We start from the raw sequence: 26,046 nt of genomic DNA on the forward strand, positions 1-26,046 counted from the left end.
GGCGCGCCGCCACCTATCCGCCCCCGGAGATCCCCGCCCCGGGGGGGGGGGATACCGGCGTAATCAGGGGGGGCGCCCCCCCCCCCGCCGCCCCACGGATGCCCCCGGGCGAGCAGCAGCCGCGCCCGCACCAGCCCCCGTACCGCGACCACCAGAGGATCGACGGCCGGGAACCCACCCCCACCGTTCCCCTTTCCCCCCGCGGTCTCGTCCAGCAGGGCTTGGGCCCGGTCCAGCTCATCGCGTTCGACGGCCACGGCGGCGAGCACGAGGCCCCCGAGCCCGCAGCCACCGAGCAGGGAAGCGGACTCCCGACCGCCATCCCCCACCACTCTCCGCTCGCCCCGAGCGCCCCACCCGTACAGATAGTCGATCAGCGCGAGCTGCCCCAGCGCGTCGGCGTGCACGGGTGGGACAGCCCCGCCCACACCCATCAGCACTTCCCGCGCGTCCTGGAACCGCCCACCCCACAGATAGGCGGAGCCCAGATGGGCGTGGAGCAGCGCGAGGAATTCGGGGTGCCGGTCGAAGAGGGAGGGGGATACGTCGCCGTACACCTCCTGGAACCGTTCGGCGGCAAGCGCCGCGCCCGCCGGGTCCCCGGTGAGCCGAGCGGCGAGCGCGCGCAGCAGCGCGCAACTGGCGAGGGCGGCGGGCCCCGCCCCGGGCGACCTGGGCGACCCGGGCGATCCGAGCGATCCGAGCGGGGCGGCGCCGGACGACTCGGACACGGCAGCCCCGAGCCGTTCCTCGGCGGCCCGTAGATACCGCACCCCCCGATGGATGGACATCCCCACCCCGGTCTCCACCCCCTTCCCCACCCCCTTCCCCACCCCGGTCTCCACCCCCCTCTCCACCCCGGTCTCCATCTCCAGGGCGGCGCGTACCAGGTCGGCGGGTACGGAGTCGGCGTCGGCGTCGGAGTCGGCCGCCATCCTGGCGAAGAGCGGCCCGAAGTGCCCCGCGCGCAGACCGGCGAAGAGCTGCCCGATGGCCAGATCGCCGACCAGGGCGTCGGCGGTGAAGTCCCACTCACCGGCGGCGGAACCATGGGCGAGGGCCTCGGCCAGATCACCGGACCGCAGCAGCCAGCGCGCGGCCCGCAGCCGCAGGGCGGGCTCAAGCCCGGGAAGCCGTACGCGCAGATGGGCGAGGAGGATCTCCCTGAAGAGCGGATGGAGCCGGAACCACCCGTGCCCGAGCCGCTCCACGAACGCGTTCGCCTCGTGCAGCCCGACCAGCAGCGGTTCGGCGTCGGACCGCCCGGTCAGCGCGTTGGCCAGGTCGGGACCGAAGCGGGTGAGCACGCTCACGCGCAGGAGCAGATCCTGGGCGTCGACGGGTTGCCGCGCGAGCACCTCGGCGAGCAGAAAGTCGGCGACGGTACTGCGGCCCGCCTCGAACTCCTTCAGATACACCTCGGGGTCGTCGCTCTCCAGCGCGGCCATGGCACAGAGCCGCAGCCCGGCGGCCCACCCCCGGGTGCGCTCGACCAGGGCGCGCGCGGAGGCGACCGGCACGCTCAGCCCGTGCGACTCCAGCAGCGTGACGGCTTCCTCGGGGGTGAACGCCAGTTCGGCGCCACGGACCTCGGTGAGTTCGCCGGCCACCCGGTACCGGTGCAGCGGCAGCAGGGGTTCGGCCCGGCTGACCAGCACCAGCCGCAGCCCGCCCCCGACATGCCGGAGCACGTACTCCACCTGCTCGGCGACCTCGCCCCCGCCCACCCGCTCGAACTCATCGACCACGACGACAACGGGCTCCTCGCGCGCGCTCAGCTCATCGGCGAGAAGGGCCAGCGTCCGCCGCTCGACCCGTACGGCGTCGCCGGGCACCCGGACGGCCGCGCTCACCCCGGCACCACACCCGCGCAGCGCCTCCAGCAGATACGCCCAGAACACCCCCGGCCGCCGATCCCCGGCCTCGGCCGTCAACCAGGCGACCGGCACCGCCAGCCCCGCGGCCCAGTCCGCCACCAGCAGGGTCTTCCCGGCCCCGGCCCCGCCATTGACCACGGTCAGCGGCGTCCGCAGCCCTTCATCCAGCCTGCGCGAGAGCCGCTCGCGCCGCAGAAAGGTGGGGGGCCGCTGGGGCAGGGCCATCCGCGTACAGAGAAAGGGGTCCCCGAGCGGATCCTGCTGGTGACGCGGATCCCCCTGGTGGCCGGCGCCCTGAGGGCCCGCGCCACCCACCCGCCGCGCCCTGCGTTCGAGTTCGCTGTAGTCCACCAAGGCGCCCACCGCCCCATCAACCTGCCCACGGCCCGCTTCCCGGGTCAGACCACCAGCACCACACCCTCAGCATCCCAGCTTCCCCCCGCAGGCGCGCGCCGCGCCATCCGGCCATTCACTGTCGATTGTTTATCAAGAACCTGTCGGCGGCTCGCAGGTAGGAAATGCTGTGGCAAAGTCATCAAGGCAAAGAATGACGTATCACCCTCCCACCCAAACCCACAATTGACCACGCGAAAGAGTCGAGGAGAAGAAATTGAACAGTCCGAATCGAGCGGCGAGCGGTATAGGCCGACGAGCCATCCTCAAATACACGGCCACCGCAGGAGCGATAGGCGCGGCAGCATCGGCATTGACCCAGAACAGCGCCTTCGCGGCGACGAACGAGGCCGACGCCAATTCGTCCCAGCATATCGAGCAGTTGTACCAGAACGCGCTGGACGAGGGCGGAAATCTGGTCGTCTGGGCGGGCGGCAGCAATCCCAATCAGGAGAACGCGACGCGTGACGCGTTCAACACGGCATTTCCCGGAATGAACGCGGTCTTCAATGTCCGCTACAGCCCGGTGCAAGCCGGAATCATCAACCGGCAACTGTCTCTCGGCGGTCTGGAGCCGGATATCGCGCAGATCCAGAGTCTGTACGACTTCGACCACTGGAAGGCCCAGAACGCGCTCCTGTCGTACCGGGCGCCGGGCGCACAGGCGGTGTTCCCGCAGTACCGGGACCCCGACTACGCCTTCATCGGCATCATGGTCCGTTCCTTCGGCCGCGTCAGCAACAGCACCCTCCTCTCCGAAGCCGAGGCGCCCAGAGACGCAGGCGACTTTCTGGCGCCCGCGTTCCGCGACAAGATCGTGGTGCCGGACCCCACCCTGGAGGACGCGATCCTGCACGCGTTCTACCTGGTGACGCAGAAGTACGGTCTGGGCTACATGGAGCGGTTCATGGAACAGCGGCCACAGATTGTCGCGAACGCGGGCGCGACGACCGCGTCACTGGTCGGCGGCCAGCGCACGGCGACCCTCTCCCACATCGCGTCATTGGCACCCATCCAGGGAGTCCCCCTCCGATACGCCGTACCGCGCACGGACGAGTTCATGAGCTGGCCGCAAACGGCTGCCATCTTCCGCAAGGCACGCAACCCCGCGGCGGCGAAGCTCTACATCGCATGGCAACTGACCGTGGCACGACAGAGCACCGGCCTGCAGTGGCCGACCCGCCGCGACGTCACACCCGCGGGCGGCTGGAATCCCATCCACCAGTACAACACCCGACTGAACGGATTCCGCGAATTCGTCCGCGACCGCGCCGCGGTGGAACGCTACCGAGCAATGATCAAAACCTTCGTCTCCCCCTGACGCCTCATCACACACCCCCCCGACCGCGCCAGCTCGGAAGCCGTGACGCCGCGCCAGACCTCAAGCCGGCGCCACGGCCCGGACATCGTTCAGCCCGGACATCGTTCAGCCCGCAGACCGATCCGCTGTATGGGCTGAGTTCGCCCACACCTACAGTCAGCAGGGCAGGCTGCCCCTGCGCACCGCCGAATGCCGCGCGGCACAGAACATCCGCCACCCGGCGCGGTACGCGAACCGGCCGCAGACATGGACCCCGCGACCACTGCCCAAAACACCCCACCTCAGACGCCGACTGGGAGCACCCACGTGAGCGACCAGCCCGACAAGCCGTTCCTCCAGATCGTGGTCTGCGCGGCCGGGGTCGCCGCCGACGTCGGCCGACTGATCACCGCCGCACAGGAACGGCACTGGGAGGTCGGCGTCATCGCCACCCCACAAGGACTCGGTTTCATCGACACGAAGGCGGTCGAGGCCCAGACCGGCCGCCCCATCCGCTCAACCTGGCGATCACCGGGAGAACCGCGCCCGACCCGGACTGCGGATGCCATCGCGGTCGCCCCGGCCAGCTTCAACACGGTCAACAAATGGGCCTGATCGGCTCGTACGAGCCTCACCGTCCGAAGGCCGGAGGCGGCGCCGAGCGCTACCGCTGGGAGGAGGCGCTGGAACTGCTGGTCCCGTGACCCGGACTCAGGGCCACACCAGGCAATAAGGCTGATGCCCCGCCTCATGCAGCCGATGGCTGAAGTCCTGCCACTCGTGCAGCAGTTGATACACATTGAACGCATCCCCCGGCCCCCCGCGATCCGGGACCGTCGACCAGATGAACGCCGCCGCGCCGACCGTCTCCTCGCCGACGCCGCGCAGGGGGTCGACCACGGTCATGGGGAGTTTGACGACCGCGTAGTCGGGGTGGAGGACGACGAGTTCGAGGGGCGGGACCTTGTGGAGGGGGACGCCCTCGATGCCGGTGAGGACCATCGCGGCCATCGTCTCCGGCTTGATCTTGGTGAACATGCCGTTCATCCCGAGTTCGTCGCCGCCGAGTTCCTCGGGGCGCATCGAGATCGGGACCCGGGCCGCGGTCGCGCCGTCCGGCGCGCCGAAGTACTTGTACGTCACCCCCACCCGACCACCATTCCTGCTCCCGGCCCGCAGACCGTCCAACCGGCGCCCGACCGGCTCCGGGTCGTTCGACGCACCCTGTGTCTGACGTGTTTCGGCGGCTTCCTCCGCGTCGCGCCGGTGCCTTCCCCGCCGGGCACGTCGAGGACCCAGGTCATCAGTCCCCTCGCCCAGTCCGCCACCGCGATGCATATCTCCACCCGACTGCTTTTCTAGGACGCCCGACCCCGGCCGCGCAACCCGATCATCGTCTCAGTGACCTCCCCCACGGCCGCCCGCCGAAACGTGCGGTGAAACACCTGTCCGCAGGTTCTTCACAGCCACCGTTCCATACGGCTCCGGAAGCTGTGTGTATCACGCTCATTTTCGCAGATGGCGGAGGAAGGACCATCGGTTTGCGCCGCGCGGGGCCCTGTCCGCGCGCCCCCCGGCGCTCCGGCGCTCCGGCGCTCCAGGGCTCCGAGGCTCCGGGGCAGGGCTTCGGGGCTACGGGGCTCCATGATGCCCTCTCCCGCGCCCCTCTCCGCGCCCTCGGCCGCATCCCACCCGCATCCCACCCGCATCCCGCCCCGGTCCCCGCCCGCATCGCCCCCGTTTCCAAGGCCCCGCCCCACCCCCCACTTCCCCCCACCCCCTATCCCGCCCCACCGCCGCACCGACGCCCCCACCCCCCTGTCCTACCCTGAGGACAACACTGCCCCAGGAGTCCGAGAAGTCGGAGAAGTCGGAGAAGTCGCAAGGTCATGAGCGTCATGAGCGTCAAGAGCGAACCGCCCTATCCCTACGATGCACCCGCCTCGCAGGCGCTGTTCGACCGTGCGGAGGCCGTCACGCCCGGCGGCGTGAACTCCCCGGTCCGTGCTTTCCGCGCGGTCGGCGGCACGCCCCGGTTCATGGTGTCCGGCACCGGGCCGTACCTCACGGACGCCGACGGGCGGGAGTACGTCGATCTCGTCTGCTCCTGGGGACCGATGATCCTCGGGCACGCCCACCCCGAGGTGATCGCCGCCGTCCAGGCCGCCGTCGCCCACGGCACCTCCTTCGGCACGCCCGGCGAGGGCGAGGTCGCGCTGGCCGAGGAGATGGTCGCGCGGGTCGCCCCGCTGGAGCAGGTGCGGCTGGTCTCCAGCGGGACCGAGGCCACCATGTCCGCCATCCGGCTCGCCCGCGGCTTCACCGGCCGCACCAAGGTGATCAAGTTCGCCGGCTGCTACCACGGGCACGTCGACGCCCTCCTCGCCGCCGCCGGCTCCGGCGTCGCCACCTTCGCGCTCCCCGACACCCCCGGCGTCACGGGCGCCCAGGCCGGCGACACGATCGTGCTGCCCTACAACGACCTCGAAGCCGTCCAGGCCGCCTTCCACGCCCACCCCGGCGACATCGCCTGTGTGATCACCGAGGCGTCCCCCGGCAACATGGGCGTCGTACCGCCACTGCCCGGCTTCAACCAGGGACTGAAGGACGCCTGCGCGCGAAACGGCGCCCTCTACATCTCCGACGAGGTCATGACCGGGTTCCGCACCAGCCGGGCCGGATGGTTCGGGATCGACGGGGTCGTCCCGGACCTCATGACGTTCGGGAAGGTCATGGGGGGCGGTTTTCCCGCCGCCGCGTTCGGCGGACGCGCCGATGTCATGGGCCACCTCGCCCCGGCCGGACCCGTCTACCAGGCCGGCACCCTCTCCGGGAACCCCGTCGCCACCGCCGCGGGCCTCGCCCAGCTGCGCCTCCTCGACGAACGCGCGTACGACACCGTGGACGCCGTCTCCGCCCGGATCCAGGGCCTGGTCGCCGAGGCGCTGAGCAAGGAAGGCGTCGCCCACCAGATCCAGACCGCCTCCAACATGTTCTCCGTCTTCTTCACCAGCCGCGAGGTGCGCACCTACGAGGACGCGCGCGGGCAGGAGTCCTTCCGCTACAACGCGTTCTTCCACTCACTGCTCGCGAACGGCGTCTATCTGCCGCCCTCGTCCTTCGAGTCCTGGTTCGTCTCCACCGCGCACGACGACCGCGCCGTGCAGCGGATCGCCGACGCCCTCCCGGCGGCGGCCCGAGCGGCTGCGGAGGCCACGGCGGCATGACGTACGACAACACCCCACGCACCGGCCCCGGCGGCAGCCCCGGCCCCCGGCTCCCTTCCGACCTCACCGTCGTCCACCTCATGCGGCACGGCGAGGTGGCCAACCCGGACGGCATCCTCTACGGGCGGCTGCCCGGCTACCACCTCTCCGAGCTGGGCGTGCGGATGGCCGAGCGGATCGCCGAGCAACTCGCCGACCGTGACATCACCCGTGTCGTCGCCTCCCCGCTGGAGCGCGCGCAGGAGACGGCCGTCCCGATCGCCAAGGCGCACGGGCTCGACCTGGCGACCGACGCCCGGCTCATCGAGGCCGGCAATGTCTTCCAGGGCAAGACCTTCGGCGTCGGCGACGGCGCCCTGCGTCGGCCGGAGAACTGGAAGCACCTGTTCAACCCGTTCCGCCCGTCCTGGGGAGAGCCGTACGTCGATCAGGTCGTCCGGATGATGGGGGCGCTCGACGCCGCCAAGGACGCGGCGCGCGGGCACGAGGCCGTGCTGGTCAGCCATCAGCTGCCGATCTGGATCGTGCGGTCCTACGTCGAGCGGCGGCGGCTGTGGCACGACCCGCGCCGGCGGCAGTGCACCCTCGCCTCCCTGACGTCCTTCACCTACGACGGGGACCGGATCGTGTCCGTCGGATACAGCGAGCCCGCACTGGATCTGGTGCCGTTGCATCTGCGGGCGGGCGCCCGGCCGGTGAAGGGGAAGGACAAGGCTTTCGGGGCCTGACCGCCCCGGGCTCCTCCTCGCCTCCCTGTGACGGTTTCGTTGCATTTGTTTGCAAACCTTCACTTATATGAGGAACCTCCCCGTTCCTGCCGCCCTCTGACTGGGTGACCACCACAGGGCCTCAGGGGACGGGGAAGCCATGCCTCAGATCGATCGCGACCGGCCGACGAACAACGCCGGTCGCAGAGGTGCCGGCAGCCGCACCGGCCGCATCAGCCGCAGGGGAGCGCTCGGGCTGGGCGCCGGGGCCGCCGCCGCTGTCGGGCTGTCCGCCTGCGGTACCCACTCGGACGGGGCGGGCCGCCCGTCCGGTTCCGGCAATGGCAACGGCAACGGCAACGGGAACAGCAGCGGCAGTGGCGACGGCAGCCCCAGCCCCTCCGCCAAGCCGATCGGCGACGGCTCGACGGCCTTCACCGGCAAGCAGCCCCACCAGCCCGAGGCGCCCCGGCCGCTGGAGCCGGGGGAGACCCCGCCGCAGTTCGTCGTCTTCTCCTGGGACGGGGCCGGCGAGGTCGGCAACGGCCTCTTCCCCCGCTTCCTCGACCTCGCCGAGGAACACGGCGCGCACATGACCTTCTTCCTCTCCGGGGTGTATCTGCTCCCCGAGTCGAAGAAGCGCCTGTACGACCCCCCGAACAACCCGCGTGGCGCCTCCGACATCGGCTATCTCACCGACGCCCACATCAAGGACACCCTCACCAACATCCGCCGCGCCTGGCTCGACGGACACGAGATCGGCACCCACTTCAACGGGCACTTCTGCGCCGGCTCCGGCTCGGTCGGCAACTGGACCCCGCAGCAGTGGCGCAGCGAGATAGACCAGGCGAAGTCCTTCGTGAAGGAGTGGCGGACCAACAGCGGCTGGACCGACCTGCCGTCCCTGCCCTTCGACTACGACAAGGAACTCGTCGGCGGCCGTACGCCCTGTCTGCTCGGCCAGGACAATCTGCTGCCCACCGCCCGTGAACTGGGCTGGCGCTACGACGCCTCCTCACCCGGCGGGCTCCAGGTGTGGCCGGCCAAGCGCAAGGGCGTATGGGATCTGCCGTTGCAGCAGATCCCGTTCCCGGGGCGCGGCTTCGAGGTGCTCGCCATGGACTACAACATCCTCGCCAACCAGTCCGTCAACTCCACCAACGCCCCCGCGCACAACCACCCCGGCTGGCGCAAGCAGGCGACCGAGGCCTACATCGCCGGCTTCGAGCGGGCATACGAGACAAACCGGGCGCCCTTCTTCGTCGGCAACCACTTCGAGCAGTGGAACGGCGGCATCTACATGGACGCCGTCGAGGAGGCCCTCAAGCGCGTCGCCCGCGAGAAGGAGAAGGGCGAGGACGTCCGGCTGGTCTCCTTCCGCCAGTTCGTGGACTGGCTGGACGTGCAGAAGCCGGAGGTGCTGGAGCAGCTCCGGACCCTCGGCGTGGGCCAGGCGCCCACCGGCGGATGGAACGGCTTCCTCGGCGGCGGGGCGGGCGCGCCGGCGTCGGAGGAGGCGGCGACAGAGTCGGAGAACGCCGCCTGAAATGGGGGTTTCCGGTCCCGAGGGGGGTGCCCAAGATCCCCGGAACGGGCATGCGAAACTTTTCACATGAGTGCCGCCAGCCATGCCCCCCTGCGCGCGAACCGCTCCGCCACCCCCGTCCGCCGCCGTGCCGCCCTGGGGGCGGGCGCCGCCATGGTCGCGCTGCTCGCCACCGCGTGCAGCTCCGGCGGGACATCCGGTGGAGGCGGCGGCACCGGCTACATCACCGGCTCCGACGGCATCGCCACCGTCGAACCGGCGGAGCGCGCCGCCGTCCCCGACCTGTCCGGCCCGACCGTGGACGGCGAGACGGCGGACGTCGCCGACTACGAGGGTCAGGTCGTCGTCCTGAACATCTGGGGCTCCTGGTGCCCGCCCTGCCGGGCCGAGGCGAAGAACTTCGAGAAGGTCTACCAGGACGTCAAGGATCAGGGCGTCCAGTTCGTCGGCATCAACACCCGCGACGGCTCCACCGGCCTCGCCCGCGCCTTCGAGGAGGAGTTCGGGATCAGCTACCCGAGTCTGTACGACCCGACCGGGAAGCTGATGCTCCGTTTCGAGGAGGGCACCCTCAACCCCCAGGCCATCCCCTCCACGCTGATCATCGACCGGGAGGGCAGAATCGCCGCGCGCACCCTCCAGGCGCTCAGCGAGGAGAAGCTCCGCAAGATGCTCGCCCCGGTGCTGGCGGAGAAGTGATATGACCGGATCGTCCGGCGTATCCGGCATGCCGGGGTGGTCGAGCCCGGCCGCGAGCGGCTCCCTCGACCTCGCCGCCACCACCGGCATCAACGACACCGTCCTCAACGGCGCCCTGCTCATCGCCCTGCCCATCGCCCTGCTCGGCGGCCTCATCTCCTTCTTCTCCCCGTGCGTCCTCCCGCTGGTCCCCGGCTATCTCTCCTACGTCACCGGAGTCACCGGCACCGATCTCGCCGAGGCCCGCCGGGGGCGGATGGTCGCCGGGGCCTCCCTCTTCGTGCTCGGCTTCACCGCCGTGTTCGTCTCGACCGGCGCGTTGTTCGGGTACTTCGGGCAGACCCTCCAGGAGAACCAGGGCGTTCTCACCAAGATCCTCGGCGTGATCATGATCGTCATGGGCGTCTTCTTCATGGGTCTGATGCCCTGGCTCAGCCAGCGCGAGTTCCGCCTCCACCGGCGGCCCGTCACCGGCCTGGTCGGCGCCCCGCTGCTCGGCGCGCTGTTCGGCGTCGGCTGGACGCCCTGCATCGGCCCCACCCTCTCCTCCGTGCTGATCCTCTCCTCCGAGCAGGGCAGCGCGGGCCGCGGCGCCATCCTGACCATCGCCTACTGCCTCGGCCTCGGCCTGCCCTTCGTGCTCGCCGCGATCGCCTTCCGCCGGGCCCTCGGCGCCTTCGGCTGGGTCAAGCGCCACTATGTCTGGGTGATGCGGGTCGGCGGCATCATGATGATCGCGACCGGCCTGCTCCTGCTGACCGGCGTCTGGGACACCCTCGTCCAGCAGATGCAGACGTGGTCCAACGGCTTCACCGTGGGGATCTGACCGATGAACGACAGCGACCACAGGACAGCACCGGGCGCGGACCTCTCGACGCCCGCGCCACCTCCGGCGGCACCGGCGACGACCCTGAGACGCGGATCCCGTACGACGACCGCGGCCCCCGCAACCCGTACGACCACCGTGGCACCCGCATCCCCATCCCGTACGACGACCACCGCACCCGTATCTGATACGACGGTTCCGGCACCGGGGGCCAAAGCCCTGGCCGCCGCATCCCCGGCACCTTTGACCCCGGCCTCTCTGTGGGGAATCGACCGATGAGCGACACCAAGACCGGCGCCCCTGACAAGGCCGCATCCGACCAGCCCAGGAAGGGACAGGCGGCCGAGGACGCCGAACTCGGTGCCGCGGGCAGCCGGCTGTCCACCGCACCCCGCGAGGACGCGCCCCATCTGCCCTCCCTCGGAGTCATCGGCTGGTTCCGCTGGTTCTGGCGGCAGCTGACCTCGATGCGGGTCGCGCTGCTGCTCCTGCTGCTGCTGTCGCTCGCCGCCGTGCCCGGCTCGCTGATCCCGCAGACCGGCATCGACATCACCCTCGTCGACGACTTCCGTGAGCGGCACAGGACGCTCGCGCCGATCTACGACAAGCTCGGCCTCTTCAATGTCTACAGCTCGGTGTGGTTCTCCGCGATCTACATCCTGCTGTTCATCTCCCTCATCGGCTGTATCGTCCCGCGCACCTGGCAGTTCGTCGGCCAGCTGCGCAGCCGCCCGCCGGGCGCGCCCAAGCGGCTGACCCGGCTGCCCGCCTACACCACCTGGCGCACCGAGGCCGCCCCGGAGGAGGTCCGCGAGACCGCGCTGAGGGTGCTCAAGCGCAGCCGCTTCCGGGCCCATGTCGCCGGGGACGCCGTCGCCGGTGAGAAGGGCTATCTGCGGGAACTGGGCAATCTGGCCTTCCATATCGCGCTGGTCGTGATGCTGATCGCCTTCGCCTGGGGCCAGCTGTTCAAGTCCGAGGGCAACAAGCTGGTCCTGGAGGGCGACGGGTTCGCCAACACCCTCACCCAGTACGACGACTTCAAGTCCGGCAACCTCTTCAGCCAGGACGACCTGGACCCCTTCAGCTTCACGCTCAAGGACTTCCGGGCCACCTACGAGCCCACCGGCCCGAACCGCGGCACCCCCCGCACCTACGAGGCGACCCTCGCCTACAGCGTCGGCGCCTATGGCGCGGAGCAGACCAGGACCATCAAGGTCAACGAGCCCCTGGAGATCGGCAACTCCAAGGTCTACCTGGTCAGCCACGGCTACGCGCCGATCGTGACCGTGCGCGACGGTGCGGGCAAGGTCGTCATGGACAAGGAGCCCGTGGCCCTGCTGCCGCTCGACGGCTTTGTCACCTCCTCCGGCGCGATCAAGGTCATGGACGGCTACCGCAACGCCGACGGCGAGCGGGAACAGCTCGGCTTCAACGCCTTCTTCGTGCCCACCTTCGCCGGTGAGGGCGAGGGGACGATGGTCTCCCAGTTCCCGGCGCTGCTGAACCCGCGCCTGGCGCTGTCCGCCTACCACGGCGACCTCGGCGTGGACTCCGGCATCCCGCAGAGCATCTACCGGCTCGACCAGACCAACATGGAGGAGTTCAAGGACTCCGAGGGCGAGCTGTTCAAACAGCGCCTGGCGATCGGCGACACCATGACGCTGCCGGACGGGGCCGGTTCGGTCACCTTCGAGGGCGTCCAGGAGTGGGCCGGTTTCCAGATCGCCCAGCAGCCCGGCAGCGGCTGGGCCCTCGGTGGATCCATCGCCGCCATCTTCGGTCTCGCCGCCTCCCTGTTCGTCCAGCGCCGCCGGGTGTGGGTGCGGGCGGTACGGGGTGCCGACGGTGTCACCGTCGTGGAGATGGCAGGGCTCGGCCGCAGCGAGTCCGCCAAGGTACCGGAGGAACTCGGCCAACTGGCCGACCTGCTGTACGACAAGGCCCCGGGCGCCCCTGAACCCGACCCGGACTCCGACGCCGGTCCGGACTCCGACACCGGTCCGCGTGCCGACGCCGGTCCGGATTCCGACGCCGTCCCCGAACTCGACGCCGCCTCCGACCCCGACTCCACCCCCGAACCTGACTCCTCCACCACCACCCCCGTCCCCGACTCCCGGGACCCCGCCGTACCTGCCGAAGGGGCTGAGAAGTGACTCTCGCCGCCGCGACCAACGAGAACCTCGCGAGCATCAGCAACACGCTGATCTACTCCGCGATGGCCGTCTACACCCTGGCCTTCTTCGCCTACATCGCCGAGTGGCTTCTCGGCAGCCGCAGCAAGGTCGGCCGCACGGCCGCCGCGCTCACCGCCGGGGGCGCCGCCAAGGGCGCCACCAAGTCCGCGGCGCCCGCCGTCACCGTACGCAAGGCCGGTGGGACCGCCGTACTGGAGCGGCCCAAGGTGGTCGTACGGGCGGCGGCCGGTGCGCGGGACGTGCCGGACGGGCCGGGTGCCCATGGGGGCAGCGAGAAGGGCGATCTCTGGGGGCGGATCGCCATCTCGCTCACCGTCGTCGCCTTTGTCGTGGAGTTCGGCGGGGTGCTCACCCGCGCGCTGTCCGTGCAGCGGGCGCCGTGGGGCAACATGTACGAGTTCAACATCACCTTCTCCACCGTGGCCGTCGGGGTCTATCTGCTGCTGCTCGCCCTCAAGCAGAACGTGCGCTGGCTGGGTCTCTTCCTGACCACCGTCGTCCTCCTCGATCTCGGTCTCGCCGTCACTGTCTTGTACACCGCCAGTGACCAATTGGTTCCCGCTCTTCACTCCTACTGGCTGTACATCCACGTCTCGACCGCGATCCTGTGCGGCGCGGTGTTCTACGTCGGCGCGGTCGCCACCGTGCTCTACCTCTTCCGCGACTCCCACGAGGCCAAGCTGGCCCGCGGCGGCACCCCCGGCCGCTTCGCCAGCTCCTTCCTGGACCGGCTGCCCGCCGCCGCCTCCCTCGACAAGTTCGCCTACCGCGTCAACGCCGCCGTCTTCCCGCTGTGGACGTTCACGATCATCGCGGGCGCGATCTGGGCCGGTGACGCCTGGGGCCGCTACTGGGGCTGGGACCCCAAGGAGACCTGGTCCTTCATCACCTGGGTCGCCTACGCCGGCTATCTGCACGCCCGCGCCACCGCCGGCTGGAAGGGCCGCAAGGCCGCCTACCTCGCCCTGATCGCCTTCTCCTGCTGGCTGTTCAACTACTACGGCGTCAACATCTTCGTCTCCGGCAAGCACTCCTACGCGGACGTGAGCCTCGGGGCGCTCCAGGCGATCGGCTTCTGACGGTCGCCCCGTTGCCGGCCGCGGAAGGCGGCCGGTGTTCGTCGGAGGCGGCTGGTCATACTGAAGGTATGCAGGAAGAGACGGCTCAGTTCGCGATCGACACGTTCCTCTCCGCCTTCAACGCCTCCGACGACAGCTATGTGCCCGGCCTGCTCGCCCAGGCGCTGACCCCGGACGTGACCCTGTGGGGTCCGCTCGGCCGCAGCGAGGGCATCGAGGCCGTCGAGCGGTTCGTGCTGGACATCCGCAACCACCCGGCGGGCACCGGCACCATGATCCGCGCCTCCGGGGTGGACATGCCCGACGAATGGGCCCGTTACCGATGGGTCTTCACCACCCCGGACGGCGGGCCCCGCCTGGCCGGCACCGACGTCGTGCACCTTCGCCGCAATCAGATCGACCAGATCGTGGTGTTCGCCGGAGAGATAAAGCCCACGGAGTGAACCGGCTTCCGGCGACGGGCTTCCTGCCACCGGCCTCCGGCCATCGGCTGCCCTGCTTCGGGCTTCCGCCCACTGGCGACCGGCCGCCTGCCTGAGGCTTCCGTCTTCCGGCGACCGGCTTGCTGTCTCCGTCTTCCGGCCTCCGGTCATTGGCTGCCCGCCTCCGGCCCTCGGCTGCCCGCCATCCGCCTCCGGCTGTCCGCTTCGGGCTTTCGGCCAATGGTCACGGGCGACTGGCCGCTTGCCTCGGGCTTCCGGCCCCCGGCTATTGGCTGCCCCGGTTCGGGCTTCCGCCCACTGGCGACCGGCCGCCTGCCTGAGGCTTCCGGCCTCCGGCGACGGGCTTACTGTCTCCGGCCTCTTCCGGCTGCCCGCCACCGGCCTCCGGCTATTGGCTGCCCGCCACCGGACATCGGCTGCCCTGCTTCCGGCTACTGGCCAATGGCGACCAGCCGCCTGTCTCCGGCCTCTGGCGACCGGCTTACTGTCTCCGGCCGGGTGTCCGCCACCGGCCTCCGGCCATTGGCTGCCCGCCTCCGGCCGTCGACTGCCCGCCATCCGCCTCCGGCTGCCCGCTTCGTGCTTCCGGCCGCTGGCGACCGGCCACCGGCCGCCTGCCGCACGCGTCCGGCCTCCTGCCACCGGCCGCCGGACCCGAGCGCCCGAGCCGCATCGGCCCCGCCGGGCTTCCATCAAAACCCCAGGTCAACGGCCCTGCGGTGGGCGGAATTGCAATCCAAGCGGCACGCTGTAGTCATGACCGGACCCACCGAGCAGGGCAACGGCCAGCCCCCGGACCAGCCCCACAGCCCGCCTCACCGCCAGCCCCCGGACCAGCGTCACAGCCAGCCCCGTACCCCGCCCCGTACCCCGCCCCCCAGCCAGCCGCAGGAGCAGCCCCACACGTCGCCCCCGCGTCAGCCCCGCAGCCAGACCCACGTCCCGTCCCGCCGACACCCCCAGCGGAACACCCACATCCTCCACTTCCTGGTGCGTCTCCCGCGCCCCATGGAAACCGTCTGGCCCGCGCTGGCCAGCGCCGAGGGGCTCGGTGCCTGGTTCACCGACGTCGAGGTCCTCGAACCCCGTCTCGGTGGGGCGGTCGCCCTGCGTGGGCTCGGCGGCGGCCGGGTGACCGCCTGGGACGTGGACCGGGTCGCCGAGTACACCGTCGAGCCCGGCGGCCGGCTCCGCTTCCATCTGGAGCGGGACGGCGCCACCGCGAGCACCCTGCGCTTCACCCACGAGTTCCGCGGCGAGCGGGAGTCCGAGCAGCGCTGGCGGGCCCGGTTCGAGCGGCTCGTCGCGCTGCCGGAGCCGCCCGGGGCGAGCTGACGGGGCCTCGGTAACCTGTGCCGATCACCGCTGCGTCAACGGCAGTTGGGATCGGCGAAAGGAATCGTTCATGACCGCCCCCGCCCCCGCCCCCGCTCCCGCCCTCGCCCCGGCCCCGACCCTGGAGGACCTCCGCGAGGTCTGCCAGCCGCAGGCCAAGCTGGCCAGCCGCAACGGCGAGCACTGGGCGGGACGGCTGTACATGCGCCGCCTGTCGCTGCGCCTGACCCGGCAGCTGGTGCGCACACTCATCACCCCGGACCAGCTGACCTGGACGATGGTGTGGTGCGGCATAGCCTCCGGCGCGGCGCTGCTGATCCCCGGGCTGACCGGCGCGGTCCTCGCGGTCGTCCTCATGCAGCTGTTCCTCCTCTTCGACTGCGTCGACGGAGAGGTGGCCCGCTGGAAGGGGCAGAACAGCGCGACCGGCATCTACGTCGACCGGCTCGGCGCCTATCTCGCGGACGCGGCGCTGATGGTCGGCGTGGGTCTGCGGGCCGCCGAATCCGGGCTGGACGCCTGGGTGTGCCTGGGCCTGGCCACCGCGCTCGGCGTGGTGCTGCTGAAGGCGTCCACCGACCTGGTGGATGTGGCCCGCGCCCGCCGGGGGCTCACGGCCGTCGCCGACGACGAGGCCACCCGCCCCCGCTCCCAGGGCGTGGCCACGGCCCGCCGACTGGCCGCCGCGTTCAAGCTGCACCGCGTCACGAACGGCATCGAGGCGTCCCTGGTCCTGCTCGCGGCGGCGGTCGTGGACCTCGCCCTCGGCGGTTTGGACGCCACCCGCTGGGCTCTGCTGGCCATCGCCGCCATCACCTGGGTGATGGTCCCGGCCCATCTGCTGTCGATCCTGTCGTCATCGCGTCTGCGGTGACTCAGGCGCGGACACGCCCGGGCCGTCACACGCCCTTGGGGTCCTCACCCTTGTCGCCGTCCCTCTCGCCGTCCTTCTCACCGTCGTTCTTGGAGTTCCCGGCGCTCCCGGCGCTCCCGGCGCTCTCGGCGTTCCCGGCGTTCCCGGGGTTCTCGTCACTCGCGTCGCTCCCGTTGCCGTCCTTGCGGCGGTGACTGTCGTCCGAGAGGGACTTCAAGAACTCCGGGTTGTCGTCCGGCGCGACGAACCCGGACCGGCCGCCGGAGCGGACCGAGGACCAGCCGTCGGCGGCGGGGGAGCGCTTCTTGCCCGCGATCAGCCAGGAAACCGACCCGACCAGCGGGAACACCAGAACGAGGATCGCCCAGAGGGGCTTCGGCATGTGCCGGATGTCCTCGTCCTTCGTGCTGATGCAGTCGATGAACGTATAGACGCTCAGCGCCAGCGGCACGAGGAACATCAGCAGCCTGAGCATATGGCGACAGCCTCCCGGAACGCGGTGGAGGGCGGCTCGGACCAGCCCCGTGACGGGGCCAGGGTAACCGCTCGGGGATACTGGGCCCCATGGCTTACGACGATCTTCGCTCCCTGCTCAGGGCACTGGAGCGCGAAGGTGACCTCAAGCGCGTCAAGGTCGAGGTCGATCCGCATCTGGAGGTCGGTGAGATCGTCGACCGGGTGCAGAAGTCCGGTGGCCCGGCGCTCCTCTTCGAGAACGTGAAGGGCTCGTCGATGCCCCTCGCCATGAACGTCTTCGGGACCGACCGGCGGCTGCTGAAGGCGCTGGGGCTGAAGTCGTACGCCGAGATCGGCGAGAGGATCGGCGGGCTGCTGCGGCCCGAGCTGCCGCACGGGTTCGTCGGCGTGCGCGAGGCGTTCGGCAAGCTCGGCGCGATGGCGCACGTACCGCCGAAGAAGGTCAAGTCCGACAACGCGCCCGTGCAGGAAGTCGTCCTGCACGGCGATGACGTGGACCTGGAGCAGCTTCCGGCGCTGTTCACCTGGCCGCAGGACGGCGGCTCCTTCTTCAACCTCGGTCTGACGCACACCAAGGACCCGGAGTCCGGCGTCCGCAACCTCGGCCTGTACCGCCTCCAGCGCCACGACAAGCGCACGATCGGCATGCACTGGCAGATCCACAAGGACAGCCGCAACCACTACCAGGTCGCCGCCCGCCGGGGCGAACGCCTGCCGGTCGCCATCGCCTTCGGCTGCCCGCCCGCCGTGACCTACGCGTCCACCGCCCCGCTCCCCGGTGACATCGACGAGTATCTGTTCGCCGGGTTCCTCGCGGGCAAGCGGACCGAGATGGTCGACTGCAAGACCGTGCCGCTCCAGGTGCCGGCGCAGGCGGAGGTCGTCCTGGAGGGCTGGCTGGAGCCGGGCGAGATGCTGCCGGAAGGCCCCTTCGGCGACCACACCGGCTTCTACACCCCGCAGGAACCCTTCCCGGCGCTGACGATCGACTGCGTCACGATGCGCAAGCGCCCGCTGCTCCAGTCGATCGTCGTCGGCCGCCCCCCGACGGAGGACGGCCCGCTGGGCCGGGCGACGGAGCGTTTCTTCCTCCCGCTGCTGAAGATCATCGTCCCGGACATCGTGGACTACCACCTCCCCGAGGCGGGCGGCTTCCACAACTGCGCGATCGTCTCGATCGACAAGAAGTACCCCAAGCACGCGCAGAAGGTGATGCACGCGATCTGGGGGGCGCACATGATGTCCCTGACCAAGCTGATCGTGGTCGTGGACAGCGACTGCGATGTGCACGATCTGCACGAGGTCGCGTGGCGGGCCCTCGGCAACACCGACTACGCCCGTGACCTCTCGGTCGTGGAAGGCCCCGTCGACCATCTGGACCACGCCTCCTACCAGCAGTTCTGGGGCGGCAAGGCGGGTATCGACGCGACGAAGAAGTGGCCCGAGGAGGGCTACACCAGGGACGGCGGCTGGCCCGACATGGTGGTGTCGGACCCGGCCACGGCGGCGACGGTCGACCGCCGGTGGAAGGAGTACGGCCTGTGATGAGCAGCGCGTCCGCCGCGATCCCCCAGCCGGGACGGACGAAAGCGTTCCTCCGGCTGGTGATGATCGAGCACTCGGTCTTCGCGCTGCCCTTCGCCTACATCGCCGCCCTGACGGCGATGTACGAGTGGGACGAGAACATCCACTGGGCCCGGCTGCTCCTGGTCACCATCTGCATGGTGGGCCTGCGCACCTTCGCGATGGCCGTCAACCGGATCATCGACCGCGAGATCGACGCCCGGAACCCGCGCACGGCCCACCGCGAACTGGTCACCGGCGCGATGTCCGTACGTCACGCCTGGACCGGCGCGCTCATCGCCCTGGTGATCTTCCTGGGCGCGGCGGCGCTGCTGAACCCCCTCTGTCTGGCCCTGGCCCCCATCGCGGTCGTCCCGATGGTCGTCTACCCCTACGGCAAGCGCTTCACGAACTTCCCCCAGGCGATCCTCGGCCTCGCCCAGGCCATGGGCCCGATCGGCGGCTGGCTGGCGATCAGCGGCACCTGGTCCTGGGACGCGGTGATCCTGGGTCTCGCCGTCGGCATCTGGATCGGCGGCTTCGACCTGATCTACGCCTGCCAGGACGTCGAGACCGACCGCGAGGTCGGCGTGATGTCGGTCCCGGCCCGCTTCGGCATCCCGGCGGCGATCTGGGCCGCCCGCGGCTGCCACGCCATCACCACCGCCCTGTTCGCCTGGTACGCCGTCGCCACCGACGCCGGTGCCTTCTTCTGGCTCGGCCTCCTGATCGTCGCGGGCGCCTTCCTCTACGAACACTCCATCGTCCGCCCCAACGACCTCTCCCGCCTGAACCGCGCCTTCTTCAGCGTCAACGGCTTCATCGGCATCGCCCTGTTCGTGTGCGCGCTGCTGGATCTGCTGGTGCGGGGTCTGACCGTGTGACTAGCGTGCGGCCTACCATCGAGTGCAGACAAAGGGAGGCTGACGTGACCGTCTCGGACAGCGACCGCCTGCACTCGCAGCTCGCCCGGTACGAGGACATGTTCCGCGGGTACCGGATGGAGATTGTCGAGGGCAACATCGTGATGAGTCCGCTCAGGCCGTTCCACAACGAGACCATCGTGCGGTTCTGGGTCCAAGTAGAAGCTCAGCTCGGCAAGGAATGGGGCCTGATCAGCGACGTTGCGATCCCCTTCAGCTCGGATTTCGAATTCTGCCCCGATATTGCGGTCATTCCGGCGGCCGAAAAGGGCCGGAATCTGACCGCGTATGCGCCTGACCTCATTGAACTGGCCGTGGAGGTGGTTTCGCCAAGCAGTGTCCGCAACGACTACGAGATCAAGAACCAGAAGTACGCGGCGCGGGGCATCCCGAACTACCTGATCCTCGATCCCCGCAACGGAACCCTCGTTACGCACTGGAACCCGGGCCCTGAGGGGTACCTCGGACGCGACACACTTCCCTACGGAGGCAAGGTCACCGTGGAGACCAAGCTCGGGCAGCTTGTCATCGACACCGACGCGCTTCCAATCGACCCGGACGCGTCGCCTCAGCCCTGAACCCCACCCCGCAGGGTCCGGCGTCTGCGCAGTACGAACGCCGCCGTCACCCCCGCTATCAGCCCGATCAGGTGGCCCTGCCAGCTGATGCCGGACTGGGGGGCCAGGCCCGACAGGAAGGTGCCGCCCCAGATGGCGGCGATGAGGACGCCGGCCAGGATGCCGAGCGGGCGGCGCTCCACGAAGCCGGTGACGACGAGGTAGCCGAAGAGGCCGAAGATCAGGCCGGACGCGCCGGCCGTGTTGGTGCCGGCCGGGGCCACCAGCCAGACCCCGAGGCCGTCGGCCACGATGATCAGGGCGCAGACGGCCAGGAACCGGCGTATCCCGCTCAGGGCGGCCACGAAGCCGAGGACCAGCAGCGGCACCGTGTTGGCCGCCAGGTGGCCGAAGCCGAAGTGGATGAAGGACGCCGGGATCACATCGACCAGCTCGGACGGCGTACGCGGCACGATCCCGAAGCTGTCCAGCTCATGGCCGGTGGCCACGTCGATCACTTCCAGGAGCCACAGCAGGGCCACCCAGGCCAGCATCAGCTTGGCCGCCGCCCACGCCCGGGCCCCGCCGCCCCCGCGACCACCGGTGTTCACGCCGAAGCGCCGCCCGAATCCCTGCCCGAATCCCGGCCCGCGTCCCTGCCCGAATCCCGGTCCGTAGCCCGGTCCCTTCGATCCGCTCGGCCCGCTCGGTCCGTTTGATCCGACGTCCGCCATGGCACCCCCCGCGACTGGTTCGTCCCTTCAAGGAACGCCCCGGACCCCTTGACCGGTTCCCGCCCCGCCGGGCCGGATATTCCCACCCCCTCGGGCCGGATAGGCTCGGAGGCGTGAACCCAGTCAAGCCAGGAGAGACGCCCCGTGCGCCTTGGATCGTGGGGGTGTCCGGCGCTTCGGGCACCCCATACGCCGCCGCCGTGCTCCGCGCGCTCCTCGCGGCGGGGGAGCGGGTCGACCTGATCGTCTCCCGCGCCTCCCGGCTGACCCTGCTCGACGAGACCGGCCTGCCCTTCCGTGACGCCCACTGGCAGGGCGACCTGCGCGAATGGCTGGCCCGGGGCGCCGACGGCAAGCCCGGCACCTTCGCCGTCGACCTCGGCGGCGTCCGCTACTGGAGCGCCGGGGACCTGGCCGCCGGGCCGTCCTCGGGGTCGTACGGCACCCAGGGGATGCTCATCGTGCCCGCCTCCACGGCCTGTGTCGCCGGTGTCGCCCTCGGGCTCTCCAAGGATCTGCTCCAGCGCGCGGCGAGTGTCACCCTCAAGGAGCGCCGCCCGCTGATCGTCGCCGTACGGGAGACCCCGCTGAACGGGCAGACCTTGCGCCACCTCGTCACACTGGACGACGCGGGGGCGTCGGTCGTCCCCACCTCGCCCGCCTTCTACGCGGGCGCCACCCACATCCAGGACCTGGTGGACTTCGTCGCCGGCCGGATCCTGGACGCGGCGGGCGTCCCTCACACGCTCTACCGCCGGTGGACCGGCGAACTGGGCGGCGGAGGACAGGGCAGCGGCTGAGCCCCGCTGGTCCCGAGTCAGCCCCCGAGTCAGCCCCCGAGTCAGCCCCCGAGTCAGTCCCTGAGTCAGCCCCGAGTCGGCCCCGAATCAGCTCTCTGCATCTGCTCTGAATCCCCTGCACTCACCCCCCTCAATTCTCTTCTGTTCTCTTCAGTGGAAGGCTTCGATCGCATGGACGCCGTGGACAGGCAGCTCATCCAGGCCCTGAGGGAGAACGGCCGGGCCTCGTACGCCGAGCTGGGCCGTCTCGTCGGTCTGTCGGGCCCCAGCGTCACCGACCGCATCAACCGGCTGGAGGCGGCCGGGGTCATCACCGGCTACCGGGCCACCGTGGACGCCGCCTCGCTCGGACTCGGTGTCATCGCCCTCATCGGCATCTCGCTCTCCGACGCCGCCGACCACGAGGACGTGGCCCGGCGGATGAAGGATCTGCCGGAGATCGAGGACTGCTGGTTCATCGCCGGTGACGACTCCTTCATGCTCAAGGTGCGCGCCACCGACGTGGACGGCCTGGAGAAGATCATCCGCCGGCTCAGCGGCACCAAGGGCGTCTCCCGCACCCGTACCACCATCGTGCTCTCCACCAAGTGGGAGAACCGGGTCGGGGAGTTGCCCGAGGAGGTCTGAGGCCCCGCGCGAGCGGGGGGTACGGTTGGCCGAGTTGTCGGAGAAAGGGCATACGCATGGACGCCGGGCTCAAGCGGGAGCTGGGGGAGAAGGTCCGTTCCGGTGAGCGGCTGACCCACGAGGACGGCCGCGCGCTCTACGCGGCGGACGACCTGGCCTGGCTCGGCGGCCTGGCCCACGAGGTCCGCACCCGCCACAACGGCGACCGCGTGCACTTCGCCGCGACCCGGCACCTCGACACGACCGTCGTGGCGGCCTCGCGACGTGCCGGGGAGCTGGCCGGCGAGGGGCTCACCGAGCTGTACCTGTCCAGCGGCCCCGACCCCGACCCCGACCTGCCCTGGGACGAGCGCATCCGCTCGCTGCGCGAGCTGACGGCCGCCCTGCCGGACGTCTCGCTGCACGCGTTCACCGCCACCGGCATCCAGCACGCCGAGACCCTCACCGGGCGGCCCGCCGCCCAGCTCCTGGACGAGCTGATCGATGCCGGGCTCGCCTCGCTGACCGGCGGCGCCGGGACCCTCGGCTGGGCGGACTGGTCCCGCATCCAGCGACTGGCCCACGCCAAGGGCCTGAAGACCCCGTGCACCGTGCTCCACGGCGAGAGCGAGGACCCCGGTCACAAGGTCGCCCAGGCGCTGCGGCTGCGGGAACTCCAGGACGAGACCGGCGGCTTCCAGACCGTCGTACCGCTGCCCGTCCCGCTCTCCGGAGCCCGTACGGCCACCCCGCTGGAGACCCTCAAGACGTTCGCCGTCTCCCGTCTCCTGCTCGACAACGTCCCGCACCTCAAGGTCCGCCTTCCGATGTACGGCGTACAGACCGCCCAGCTCACCCTCCAGCACGGCGCCGACGACATCGACGCCGCCCCCGGTGCCTGCGGCTCACCGGCCGAGCCCCCGCTCACCCGCGAGGACCTCCTCGACCTGATCCGTGACGCGGGTTTCCGCCCGGCGGAGCGCACCGCGCGCTACACGCTCGTCCAGGAGTACGAGGGCCCGGACCCGGCCCGCCGAGAGGCCCCGCAGCCGATGCGGCTGTGAACCACGGAATCACCGGAGTCACCAGAGTCATCGGAATCACCGGAGCCGCCCGCCCCGCACCACACGAGACGGATCACCCCCGCCCCATGTCCACCCCCACCCCCACCCCCCTCACCTTCACCCTCGACCCCGCCGTGGACCCCGCCCTGCGGGACGGCATCCTCGATCTGTGGGCGGACGTCTCCAACGCCGGGGGAGCCGTCGGTTTCGTGCCGCCGGTCGACCGGGAGACGATCCGCCCCGAACTGGTGAGGCAGTTCGCCGCGATGGCCGAGGGACGGGCCCGGCTGCTCGTCGGGCATGACGGGGAAGGCCGGGTCGCCGCCTCCGCGTTCCTCACCTTCAACAGCCACCGTCTGATGACCCACTGGATCTGGCTGTACACGGTGATGGTGCACCCGCGTCACCAGGGCGCGGGCCACGGCCGGGACCTGCTGGCCGAAGCCGCCCGCGCGGCCCGCCGGTTCGACGGCATCGAGGCGATCCGGCTCGCCTGCCGGAGCGGACTCGGCCTGGAGCGGTTCTACGGCTCGTGCGGCTACAAGGAGGTCGGCCGGATCCCCGGCGCGATCCGGGTGGCCCCCGGCGACGACCGCGACGACGTCATCATGCTGCTGCCGCTCACCTGACCTCGTACCGCACCCGCTTCCCGGACCTCACCGATGGCGTGCTTCACTGGACGGTGTCCCATTGGGGACGTTCGTACCGCCCGCGCCGCGGGGCCCCCAGGAAACGGAAGAGTGGATAGAGATGCTCCGCTACACGCTGATGCGCCTCGGGGTCTTCGTGGCCTGCCTCGTGGTCGTCTGGGGTCTCGTCTACTCCGGTGTGGCCCCGCGTGGCCTCGGCGAGTCCAACGGCATGTGGGTCGTCCTGCTCGCGCTGGTGATCTCGGCGCCGATCAGCTTCGTGGTGCTGCGCAAGGAGCGGGACCGCGCCTCGGTCGGGATCGTGAACCGGGTCGACAAGATGAAGGCCAACCTGGACGCCAACCGCACCCAGGAGGACGACGCCGACGACGCCGCCCGCGCGCAGACCTCGTAGCGGTCGCGGCAGTACAACCGTACGTCCAGACCCACGCACCCCGGATCACCCGGGGTGCTTTGCTTTGTAGGGGTGGGCACCGTGTTGTACCTCTCAAAGAAAGGCTTTGAGGATCTCAAAGCCCGGGTGTTACGGTCTAGACATGAAGTCCGCAGCCGAGTCCGTCATGCCTCCGAGCGTTCCGCTCGTCGAGCGCCTGCATGTGGACCTCTGCCGGTGCGCCTCCGCCAGCTGTCGTCACTGACAACGTTCTCCCGGCCCATCCCCTTCAGGGCCCCGCCAGTTCAGCGCCAGCACTTCCCCGTCCCCCGTTTGCGCATCCCCCCGGAGCATGTCCGTGTCCGAAAACGCGAATTCCCCCAAGCTGCCCGCAAGAGAGCGCTTCCGAGTGCCCTTCTGGGCCCAGATCATCATCGGTCTCGCGCTGGGCGTCCTGCTCGGCTGGATAGCCAGGACGTACGACGTCTCCTGGCTGGTGACCACGCTCGACAAGGTCGGCGGCATCTTCATCGGGCTGCTGAAGCTCGCCGTCGCCCCGCTCGTCTTCTTCGCGATCCTGGTCTCGATCACCAATCTGCGGAAGGTCAACAACGCCGCCCGGCTGGCCTCCCGCACGCTGCTCTGGTTCATGATCACCTCGCTGATCGCGGTGGCCATCGGCATCGTCATCGGCCTGGTGACCAACCCCGGTTCGGGCACCGGCCTGACCCCGGCGGACGGCGCCGCGCCCGAGTACCGGGGCTCCTGGCTCGACTTCCTGACGGGCATCATCCCGACGGACGTCATCACGCCGTTCACCGAGCTGAACGTGCTCCAGATCGTCTTCATGGCCGCCGTCGCCGGTATCGCCGCCCTGCAACTCGGTGAGAAGGCCCAGCCGATCCTCACCCTCAGCGAGTCCGTCCTGGAGCTGCTCCAGAAGGCCCTGTGGTGGGTCATCCGGCTCGCCCCGCTCGGCACGGTCGGTCTGATCGGCAACGCCATCGCCACCTACGGCTGGGACCTGCTCGGCAAGTACGCCACGTTCACCGCCGACATCTACGTCGGCTGCGCGATCGTCCTGTTCATCGTCTACCCGGTGCTGCTCGCCACCGTCGCCAAGGTCAACCCGCTCCAGTTCTTCAAGGGTGCCTGGCCCGCGCTCCAGCTGGCGTTCGTCTCCCGCTCCTCGGTCGGCACCATGCCGGTGACCCAGAAGGTGACCGAGCGGCTCGGGGTGCCGAAGGAGTACACGTCCTTCGCGGTGCCGTTCGGCGCCACCACCAAGATGGACGGCTGCGCCGCGATCTACCCGGCCATCGCCGCGATCTTCGTCGCCCAGATCTTCGACATCCAGCTCGGCGTGGGCGACTACCTGCTCATCGCGTTCGTCTCCGTCGTCGGCTCCGCCGCCACGGCCGGTCTGACCGGCGCGACCGTCATGCTGACGCTCACCCTGTCCACGCTCGGCCTGCCCATGGAGGGCGTCGGTCTGCTCCTCGCGATCGACCCGATCCTCGACATGATCCGCACCGCGACCAATGTCGCCGGACAGGCCCTGGTCCCGGTCCTGGTCTCCGCCCGAGAGGGCATCCTCGACCGCGACGCCTATGACAAGGCGGGCGGCTCCCTGGTGGACGAGCCGGTGCAGGACCAGCGGAAGGTACCGGTCCCGGCCTGACCCCCGCCCCCTTGGCCTGCCAAGGAATCCCGGCCCCCCGCGGGCGCCGCCCGCCAGGGGGCGGGGCCCCGCGCCGGGGGGGGGGCCCGCCCCGCCCGCGCCCGCCCGGGCCCC

At 70.4% G+C, this 26,046-nt stretch carries 25 protein-coding genes and 2 pseudogenes; 23 read left to right on the forward strand and 4 right to left on the reverse strand.

From position 1 onward, the window contains the following. Positions 1–2,102, reverse strand: a 2,102-nt coding sequence (locus ACFXAZ_RS00250) for a helix-turn-helix transcriptional regulator (RefSeq protein ID WP_384582642.1), incomplete at its 3' end; no start/stop codon positions are given. Between the two features lie 385 nt (positions 2,103–2,487). Here ACFXAZ_RS00250 and ACFXAZ_RS00255 point away from each other — a divergent pair. Together ACFXAZ_RS00255 and ACFXAZ_RS00260 are read left to right on the forward strand one after the other, a co-directional pair. After that, on the forward strand, positions 2,488–3,591 hold the full coding sequence (locus ACFXAZ_RS00255; protein WP_384582645.1) for an ABC transporter substrate-binding protein: 1,104 nt from the start codon (positions 2,488–2,490) through the stop codon (positions 3,589–3,591). Positions 3,592–3,897: 306 nt separating this feature from the next. Continuing rightward, positions 3,898–4,274: pseudogene (locus ACFXAZ_RS00260) on the forward strand (flavoprotein). A gap of 7 nt (positions 4,275–4,281) precedes the next feature. On the opposite strand, the gene ACFXAZ_RS00265 reads toward ACFXAZ_RS00260, so the two are convergent. Beyond that, positions 4,282–4,908, reverse strand: coding sequence for a hypothetical protein (locus ACFXAZ_RS00265; RefSeq protein ID WP_384582648.1), 627 nt, complete (start codon positions 4,906–4,908; stop codon positions 4,282–4,284). 560 nt (positions 4,909–5,468) lie between these two features. Here ACFXAZ_RS00265 and hemL point away from each other — a divergent pair. The 11 genes from hemL (at position 5,469) to ACFXAZ_RS00320 (ending at position 16,504) form a co-directional block, all read left to right on the forward strand. Then, entirely contained in the window at positions 5,469–6,797 is a 1,329-nt protein-coding gene (gene hemL, locus ACFXAZ_RS00270; RefSeq protein ID WP_384583087.1) for a glutamate-1-semialdehyde 2,1-aminomutase, read from the forward strand. Beyond that, a complete protein-coding gene (locus ACFXAZ_RS00275) occupies positions 6,794–7,525 on the forward strand; it encodes a histidine phosphatase family protein (RefSeq protein ID WP_384582651.1) in 732 nt (243 codons plus the stop codon). The genes hemL and ACFXAZ_RS00275 overlap by 4 nt, the downstream gene beginning before the upstream one ends. A 139-nt stretch (positions 7,526–7,664) precedes the next feature. Further along, positions 7,665–9,050, forward strand: a complete 1,386-nt coding sequence (locus ACFXAZ_RS00280) for a hypothetical protein (RefSeq protein ID WP_384582654.1) — start codon at positions 7,665–7,667, stop codon at positions 9,048–9,050. A 66-nt stretch (positions 9,051–9,116) separates the two neighbouring features. Further along, complete coding sequence (locus tag ACFXAZ_RS00285; protein ID WP_384582657.1) at positions 9,117–9,749, forward strand: TlpA family protein disulfide reductase; 633 nt, start codon at positions 9,117–9,119, stop codon at positions 9,747–9,749. Positions 9,750–9,777: 28 nt separating this feature from the next. Continuing rightward, positions 9,778–10,575 carry a cytochrome c biogenesis CcdA family protein gene (locus ACFXAZ_RS00290; RefSeq protein ID WP_384583091.1) on the forward strand — a complete coding sequence of 266 codons (798 nt, stop codon included), beginning with the start codon at positions 9,778–9,780 and terminating at the stop codon, positions 10,573–10,575. After that, positions 10,545–10,763, forward strand: coding sequence for a hypothetical protein (locus tag ACFXAZ_RS00295; protein ID WP_384582660.1), 219 nt, complete (start codon positions 10,545–10,547; stop codon positions 10,761–10,763). Before ACFXAZ_RS00290 ends, ACFXAZ_RS00295 begins: the two co-directional genes overlap by 31 nt. 87 nt (positions 10,764–10,850) lie before the next feature. Further along, positions 10,851–12,731, forward strand: coding sequence for a cytochrome c biogenesis protein ResB (locus ACFXAZ_RS00300; RefSeq protein ID WP_384582663.1), 1,881 nt, complete (start codon positions 10,851–10,853; stop codon positions 12,729–12,731). Then, the gene (gene ccsB, locus ACFXAZ_RS00305) at positions 12,728–13,852 is read left to right on the forward strand and encodes a c-type cytochrome biogenesis protein CcsB (protein WP_384582666.1); all 1,125 of its coding nucleotides are present in this window, start codon (positions 12,728–12,730) and stop codon (positions 13,850–13,852) included. Before ACFXAZ_RS00300 ends, ccsB begins: the two co-directional genes overlap by 4 nt. 68 nt (positions 13,853–13,920) lie before the next feature. Next, positions 13,921–14,295, forward strand: a complete 375-nt coding sequence (locus ACFXAZ_RS00310) for a nuclear transport factor 2 family protein (RefSeq protein ID WP_384582669.1) — start codon at positions 13,921–13,923, stop codon at positions 14,293–14,295. Between the two features lie 975 nt (positions 14,296–15,270). Beyond that, positions 15,271–15,630 carry a hypothetical protein gene (locus ACFXAZ_RS00315; protein ID WP_384583094.1) on the forward strand — a complete coding sequence of 120 codons (360 nt, stop codon included), beginning with the start codon at positions 15,271–15,273 and terminating at the stop codon, positions 15,628–15,630. A 70-nt stretch (positions 15,631–15,700) separates the two neighbouring features. Next, a complete protein-coding gene (locus ACFXAZ_RS00320; RefSeq protein ID WP_384582672.1) occupies positions 15,701–16,504 on the forward strand; it encodes a CDP-alcohol phosphatidyltransferase family protein in 804 nt (267 codons plus the stop codon). A 172-nt stretch (positions 16,505–16,676) separates the two neighbouring features. Here the strand turns inward: ACFXAZ_RS00320 and ACFXAZ_RS00325 are convergent. Next, a pseudogene (locus tag ACFXAZ_RS00325) lies at positions 16,677–16,979 on the reverse strand (PLD nuclease N-terminal domain-containing protein); the annotation flags it as partial. Positions 16,980–17,068: 89 nt separating this feature from the next. Here ACFXAZ_RS00325 and ACFXAZ_RS00330 point away from each other — a divergent pair. Genes ACFXAZ_RS00330 through ACFXAZ_RS00340 form a run of 3 tightly spaced genes read left to right on the forward strand, consistent with a single transcriptional unit; the run spans position 17,069 to position 20,045 of the window. Then, positions 17,069–18,526 carry a menaquinone biosynthesis decarboxylase gene (locus ACFXAZ_RS00330; protein ID WP_384582675.1) on the forward strand — a complete coding sequence of 486 codons (1,458 nt, stop codon included), beginning with the start codon at positions 17,069–17,071 and terminating at the stop codon, positions 18,524–18,526. After that, the gene (gene mqnP, locus ACFXAZ_RS00335; RefSeq protein ID WP_384582678.1) at positions 18,526–19,428 is read left to right on the forward strand and encodes a menaquinone biosynthesis prenyltransferase MqnP; all 903 of its coding nucleotides are present in this window, start codon (positions 18,526–18,528) and stop codon (positions 19,426–19,428) included. Before ACFXAZ_RS00330 ends, mqnP begins: the two co-directional genes overlap by 1 nt. A 44-nt stretch (positions 19,429–19,472) precedes the next feature. Further along, entirely contained in the window at positions 19,473–20,045 is a 573-nt protein-coding gene (locus ACFXAZ_RS00340; protein ID WP_384582681.1) for a Uma2 family endonuclease, read from the forward strand. Here the strand turns inward: ACFXAZ_RS00340 and ACFXAZ_RS00345 are convergent. Continuing rightward, positions 20,036–20,578 carry a rhomboid family intramembrane serine protease gene (locus ACFXAZ_RS00345; protein ID WP_384583097.1) on the reverse strand — a complete coding sequence of 181 codons (543 nt, stop codon included), beginning with the start codon at positions 20,576–20,578 and terminating at the stop codon, positions 20,036–20,038. The two genes, ACFXAZ_RS00340 and ACFXAZ_RS00345, sit on opposite strands and share 10 nt — an antisense overlap. Before the next feature lie 293 nt (positions 20,579–20,871). Between ACFXAZ_RS00345 and ACFXAZ_RS00350 the strand changes: the two genes are divergently transcribed. The 7 genes from ACFXAZ_RS00350 to ACFXAZ_RS00380 all read left to right on the forward strand — a co-directional run bounded on the left by ACFXAZ_RS00350 (position 20,872) and on the right by ACFXAZ_RS00380 (position 25,932). Continuing rightward, a complete protein-coding gene (locus ACFXAZ_RS00350; protein ID WP_384582684.1) occupies positions 20,872–21,558 on the forward strand; it encodes a UbiX family flavin prenyltransferase in 687 nt (228 codons plus the stop codon). Positions 21,559–21,729: 171 nt separating this feature from the next. Next, complete coding sequence (locus tag ACFXAZ_RS00355; protein WP_384582687.1) at positions 21,730–22,185, forward strand: Lrp/AsnC family transcriptional regulator; 456 nt, start codon at positions 21,730–21,732, stop codon at positions 22,183–22,185. A 56-nt stretch (positions 22,186–22,241) separates the two neighbouring features. Beyond that, the gene (locus ACFXAZ_RS00360; protein WP_384582690.1) at positions 22,242–23,228 is read left to right on the forward strand and encodes a radical SAM protein; all 987 of its coding nucleotides are present in this window, start codon (positions 22,242–22,244) and stop codon (positions 23,226–23,228) included. Between the two features lie 86 nt (positions 23,229–23,314). Next, positions 23,315–23,857 (forward strand): GNAT family N-acetyltransferase, encoded by a 543-nt coding sequence (locus ACFXAZ_RS00365; RefSeq protein WP_384582693.1) that lies wholly within the window; start codon positions 23,315–23,317, stop codon positions 23,855–23,857. 121 nt (positions 23,858–23,978) lie between these two features. Continuing rightward, entirely contained in the window at positions 23,979–24,272 is a 294-nt protein-coding gene (locus ACFXAZ_RS00370) for a DUF4229 domain-containing protein (RefSeq protein WP_384582696.1), read from the forward strand. Between the two features lie 166 nt (positions 24,273–24,438). Continuing rightward, positions 24,439–24,516, forward strand: coding sequence for a putative leader peptide (locus ACFXAZ_RS00375; RefSeq protein WP_384583100.1), 78 nt, complete (start codon positions 24,439–24,441; stop codon positions 24,514–24,516). Positions 24,517–24,603: 87 nt separating this feature from the next. After that, positions 24,604–25,932 (forward strand): dicarboxylate/amino acid:cation symporter, encoded by a 1,329-nt coding sequence (locus ACFXAZ_RS00380; protein ID WP_384582699.1) that lies wholly within the window; start codon positions 24,604–24,606, stop codon positions 25,930–25,932. Positions 25,933–26,046: the final 114 nt, after the last annotated feature.

This window comes from Streptomyces sp. NPDC059477 (assembly GCF_042749375.1).
GTDB lineage: Bacteria > Actinomycetota > Actinomycetes > Streptomycetales > Streptomycetaceae > Streptomyces.

What these genes read in the sequence shown, in the direction of transcription:
- ACFXAZ_RS00375 (WP_384583100.1), top strand. Translation starts at nt 24,439, where the DNA reads ATGCCTCCGAGCGTTCCGCTCGTCGAGCGCCTGCATGTGGACCTCTGC.
- ACFXAZ_RS00290 (WP_384583091.1), top strand. Translation starts at nt 9,778, where the DNA reads ATGCCGGGGTGGTCGAGCCCGGCCGCGAGCGGCTCCCTCGACCTCGCC.
- ACFXAZ_RS00360 (WP_384582690.1), top strand. Translation starts at nt 22,242, where the DNA reads ATGGACGCCGGGCTCAAGCGGGAGCTGGGGGAGAAGGTCCGTTCCGGT.
- hemL (WP_384583087.1), top strand. Translation starts at nt 5,469, where the DNA reads ATGAGCGTCAAGAGCGAACCGCCCTATCCCTACGATGCACCCGCCTCG.
- ACFXAZ_RS00380 (WP_384582699.1), top strand. Translation starts at nt 24,604, where the DNA reads ATGTCCGTGTCCGAAAACGCGAATTCCCCCAAGCTGCCCGCAAGAGAG.
- mqnP (WP_384582678.1), top strand. Translation starts at nt 18,526, where the DNA reads ATGAGCAGCGCGTCCGCCGCGATCCCCCAGCCGGGACGGACGAAAGCG.
- ACFXAZ_RS00370 (WP_384582696.1), top strand. Translation starts at nt 23,979, where the DNA reads ATGCTCCGCTACACGCTGATGCGCCTCGGGGTCTTCGTGGCCTGCCTC.
- ACFXAZ_RS00310 (WP_384582669.1), top strand. Translation starts at nt 13,921, where the DNA reads ATGCAGGAAGAGACGGCTCAGTTCGCGATCGACACGTTCCTCTCCGCC.
- ACFXAZ_RS00300 (WP_384582663.1), top strand. Translation starts at nt 10,851, where the DNA reads ATGAGCGACACCAAGACCGGCGCCCCTGACAAGGCCGCATCCGACCAG.
- ACFXAZ_RS00330 (WP_384582675.1), top strand. Translation starts at nt 17,069, where the DNA reads ATGGCTTACGACGATCTTCGCTCCCTGCTCAGGGCACTGGAGCGCGAA.
- ACFXAZ_RS00320 (WP_384582672.1), top strand. Translation starts at nt 15,701, where the DNA reads ATGACCGCCCCCGCCCCCGCCCCCGCTCCCGCCCTCGCCCCGGCCCCG.
- ACFXAZ_RS00285 (WP_384582657.1), top strand. Translation starts at nt 9,117, where the DNA reads ATGAGTGCCGCCAGCCATGCCCCCCTGCGCGCGAACCGCTCCGCCACC.
- ACFXAZ_RS00265 (WP_384582648.1), bottom strand. Translation starts at nt 4,908, where the DNA reads ATGCATCGCGGTGGCGGACTGGGCGAGGGGACTGATGACCTGGGTCCT.
- ACFXAZ_RS00365 (WP_384582693.1), top strand. Translation starts at nt 23,315, where the DNA reads ATGTCCACCCCCACCCCCACCCCCCTCACCTTCACCCTCGACCCCGCC.
- ACFXAZ_RS00275 (WP_384582651.1), top strand. Translation starts at nt 6,794, where the DNA reads ATGACGTACGACAACACCCCACGCACCGGCCCCGGCGGCAGCCCCGGC.
- ACFXAZ_RS00280 (WP_384582654.1), top strand. Translation starts at nt 7,665, where the DNA reads ATGCCTCAGATCGATCGCGACCGGCCGACGAACAACGCCGGTCGCAGA.
- ACFXAZ_RS00345 (WP_384583097.1), bottom strand. Translation starts at nt 20,578, where the DNA reads ATGCTGGCCTGGGTGGCCCTGCTGTGGCTCCTGGAAGTGATCGACGTG.
- ACFXAZ_RS00355 (WP_384582687.1), top strand. Translation starts at nt 21,730, where the DNA reads ATGGACGCCGTGGACAGGCAGCTCATCCAGGCCCTGAGGGAGAACGGC.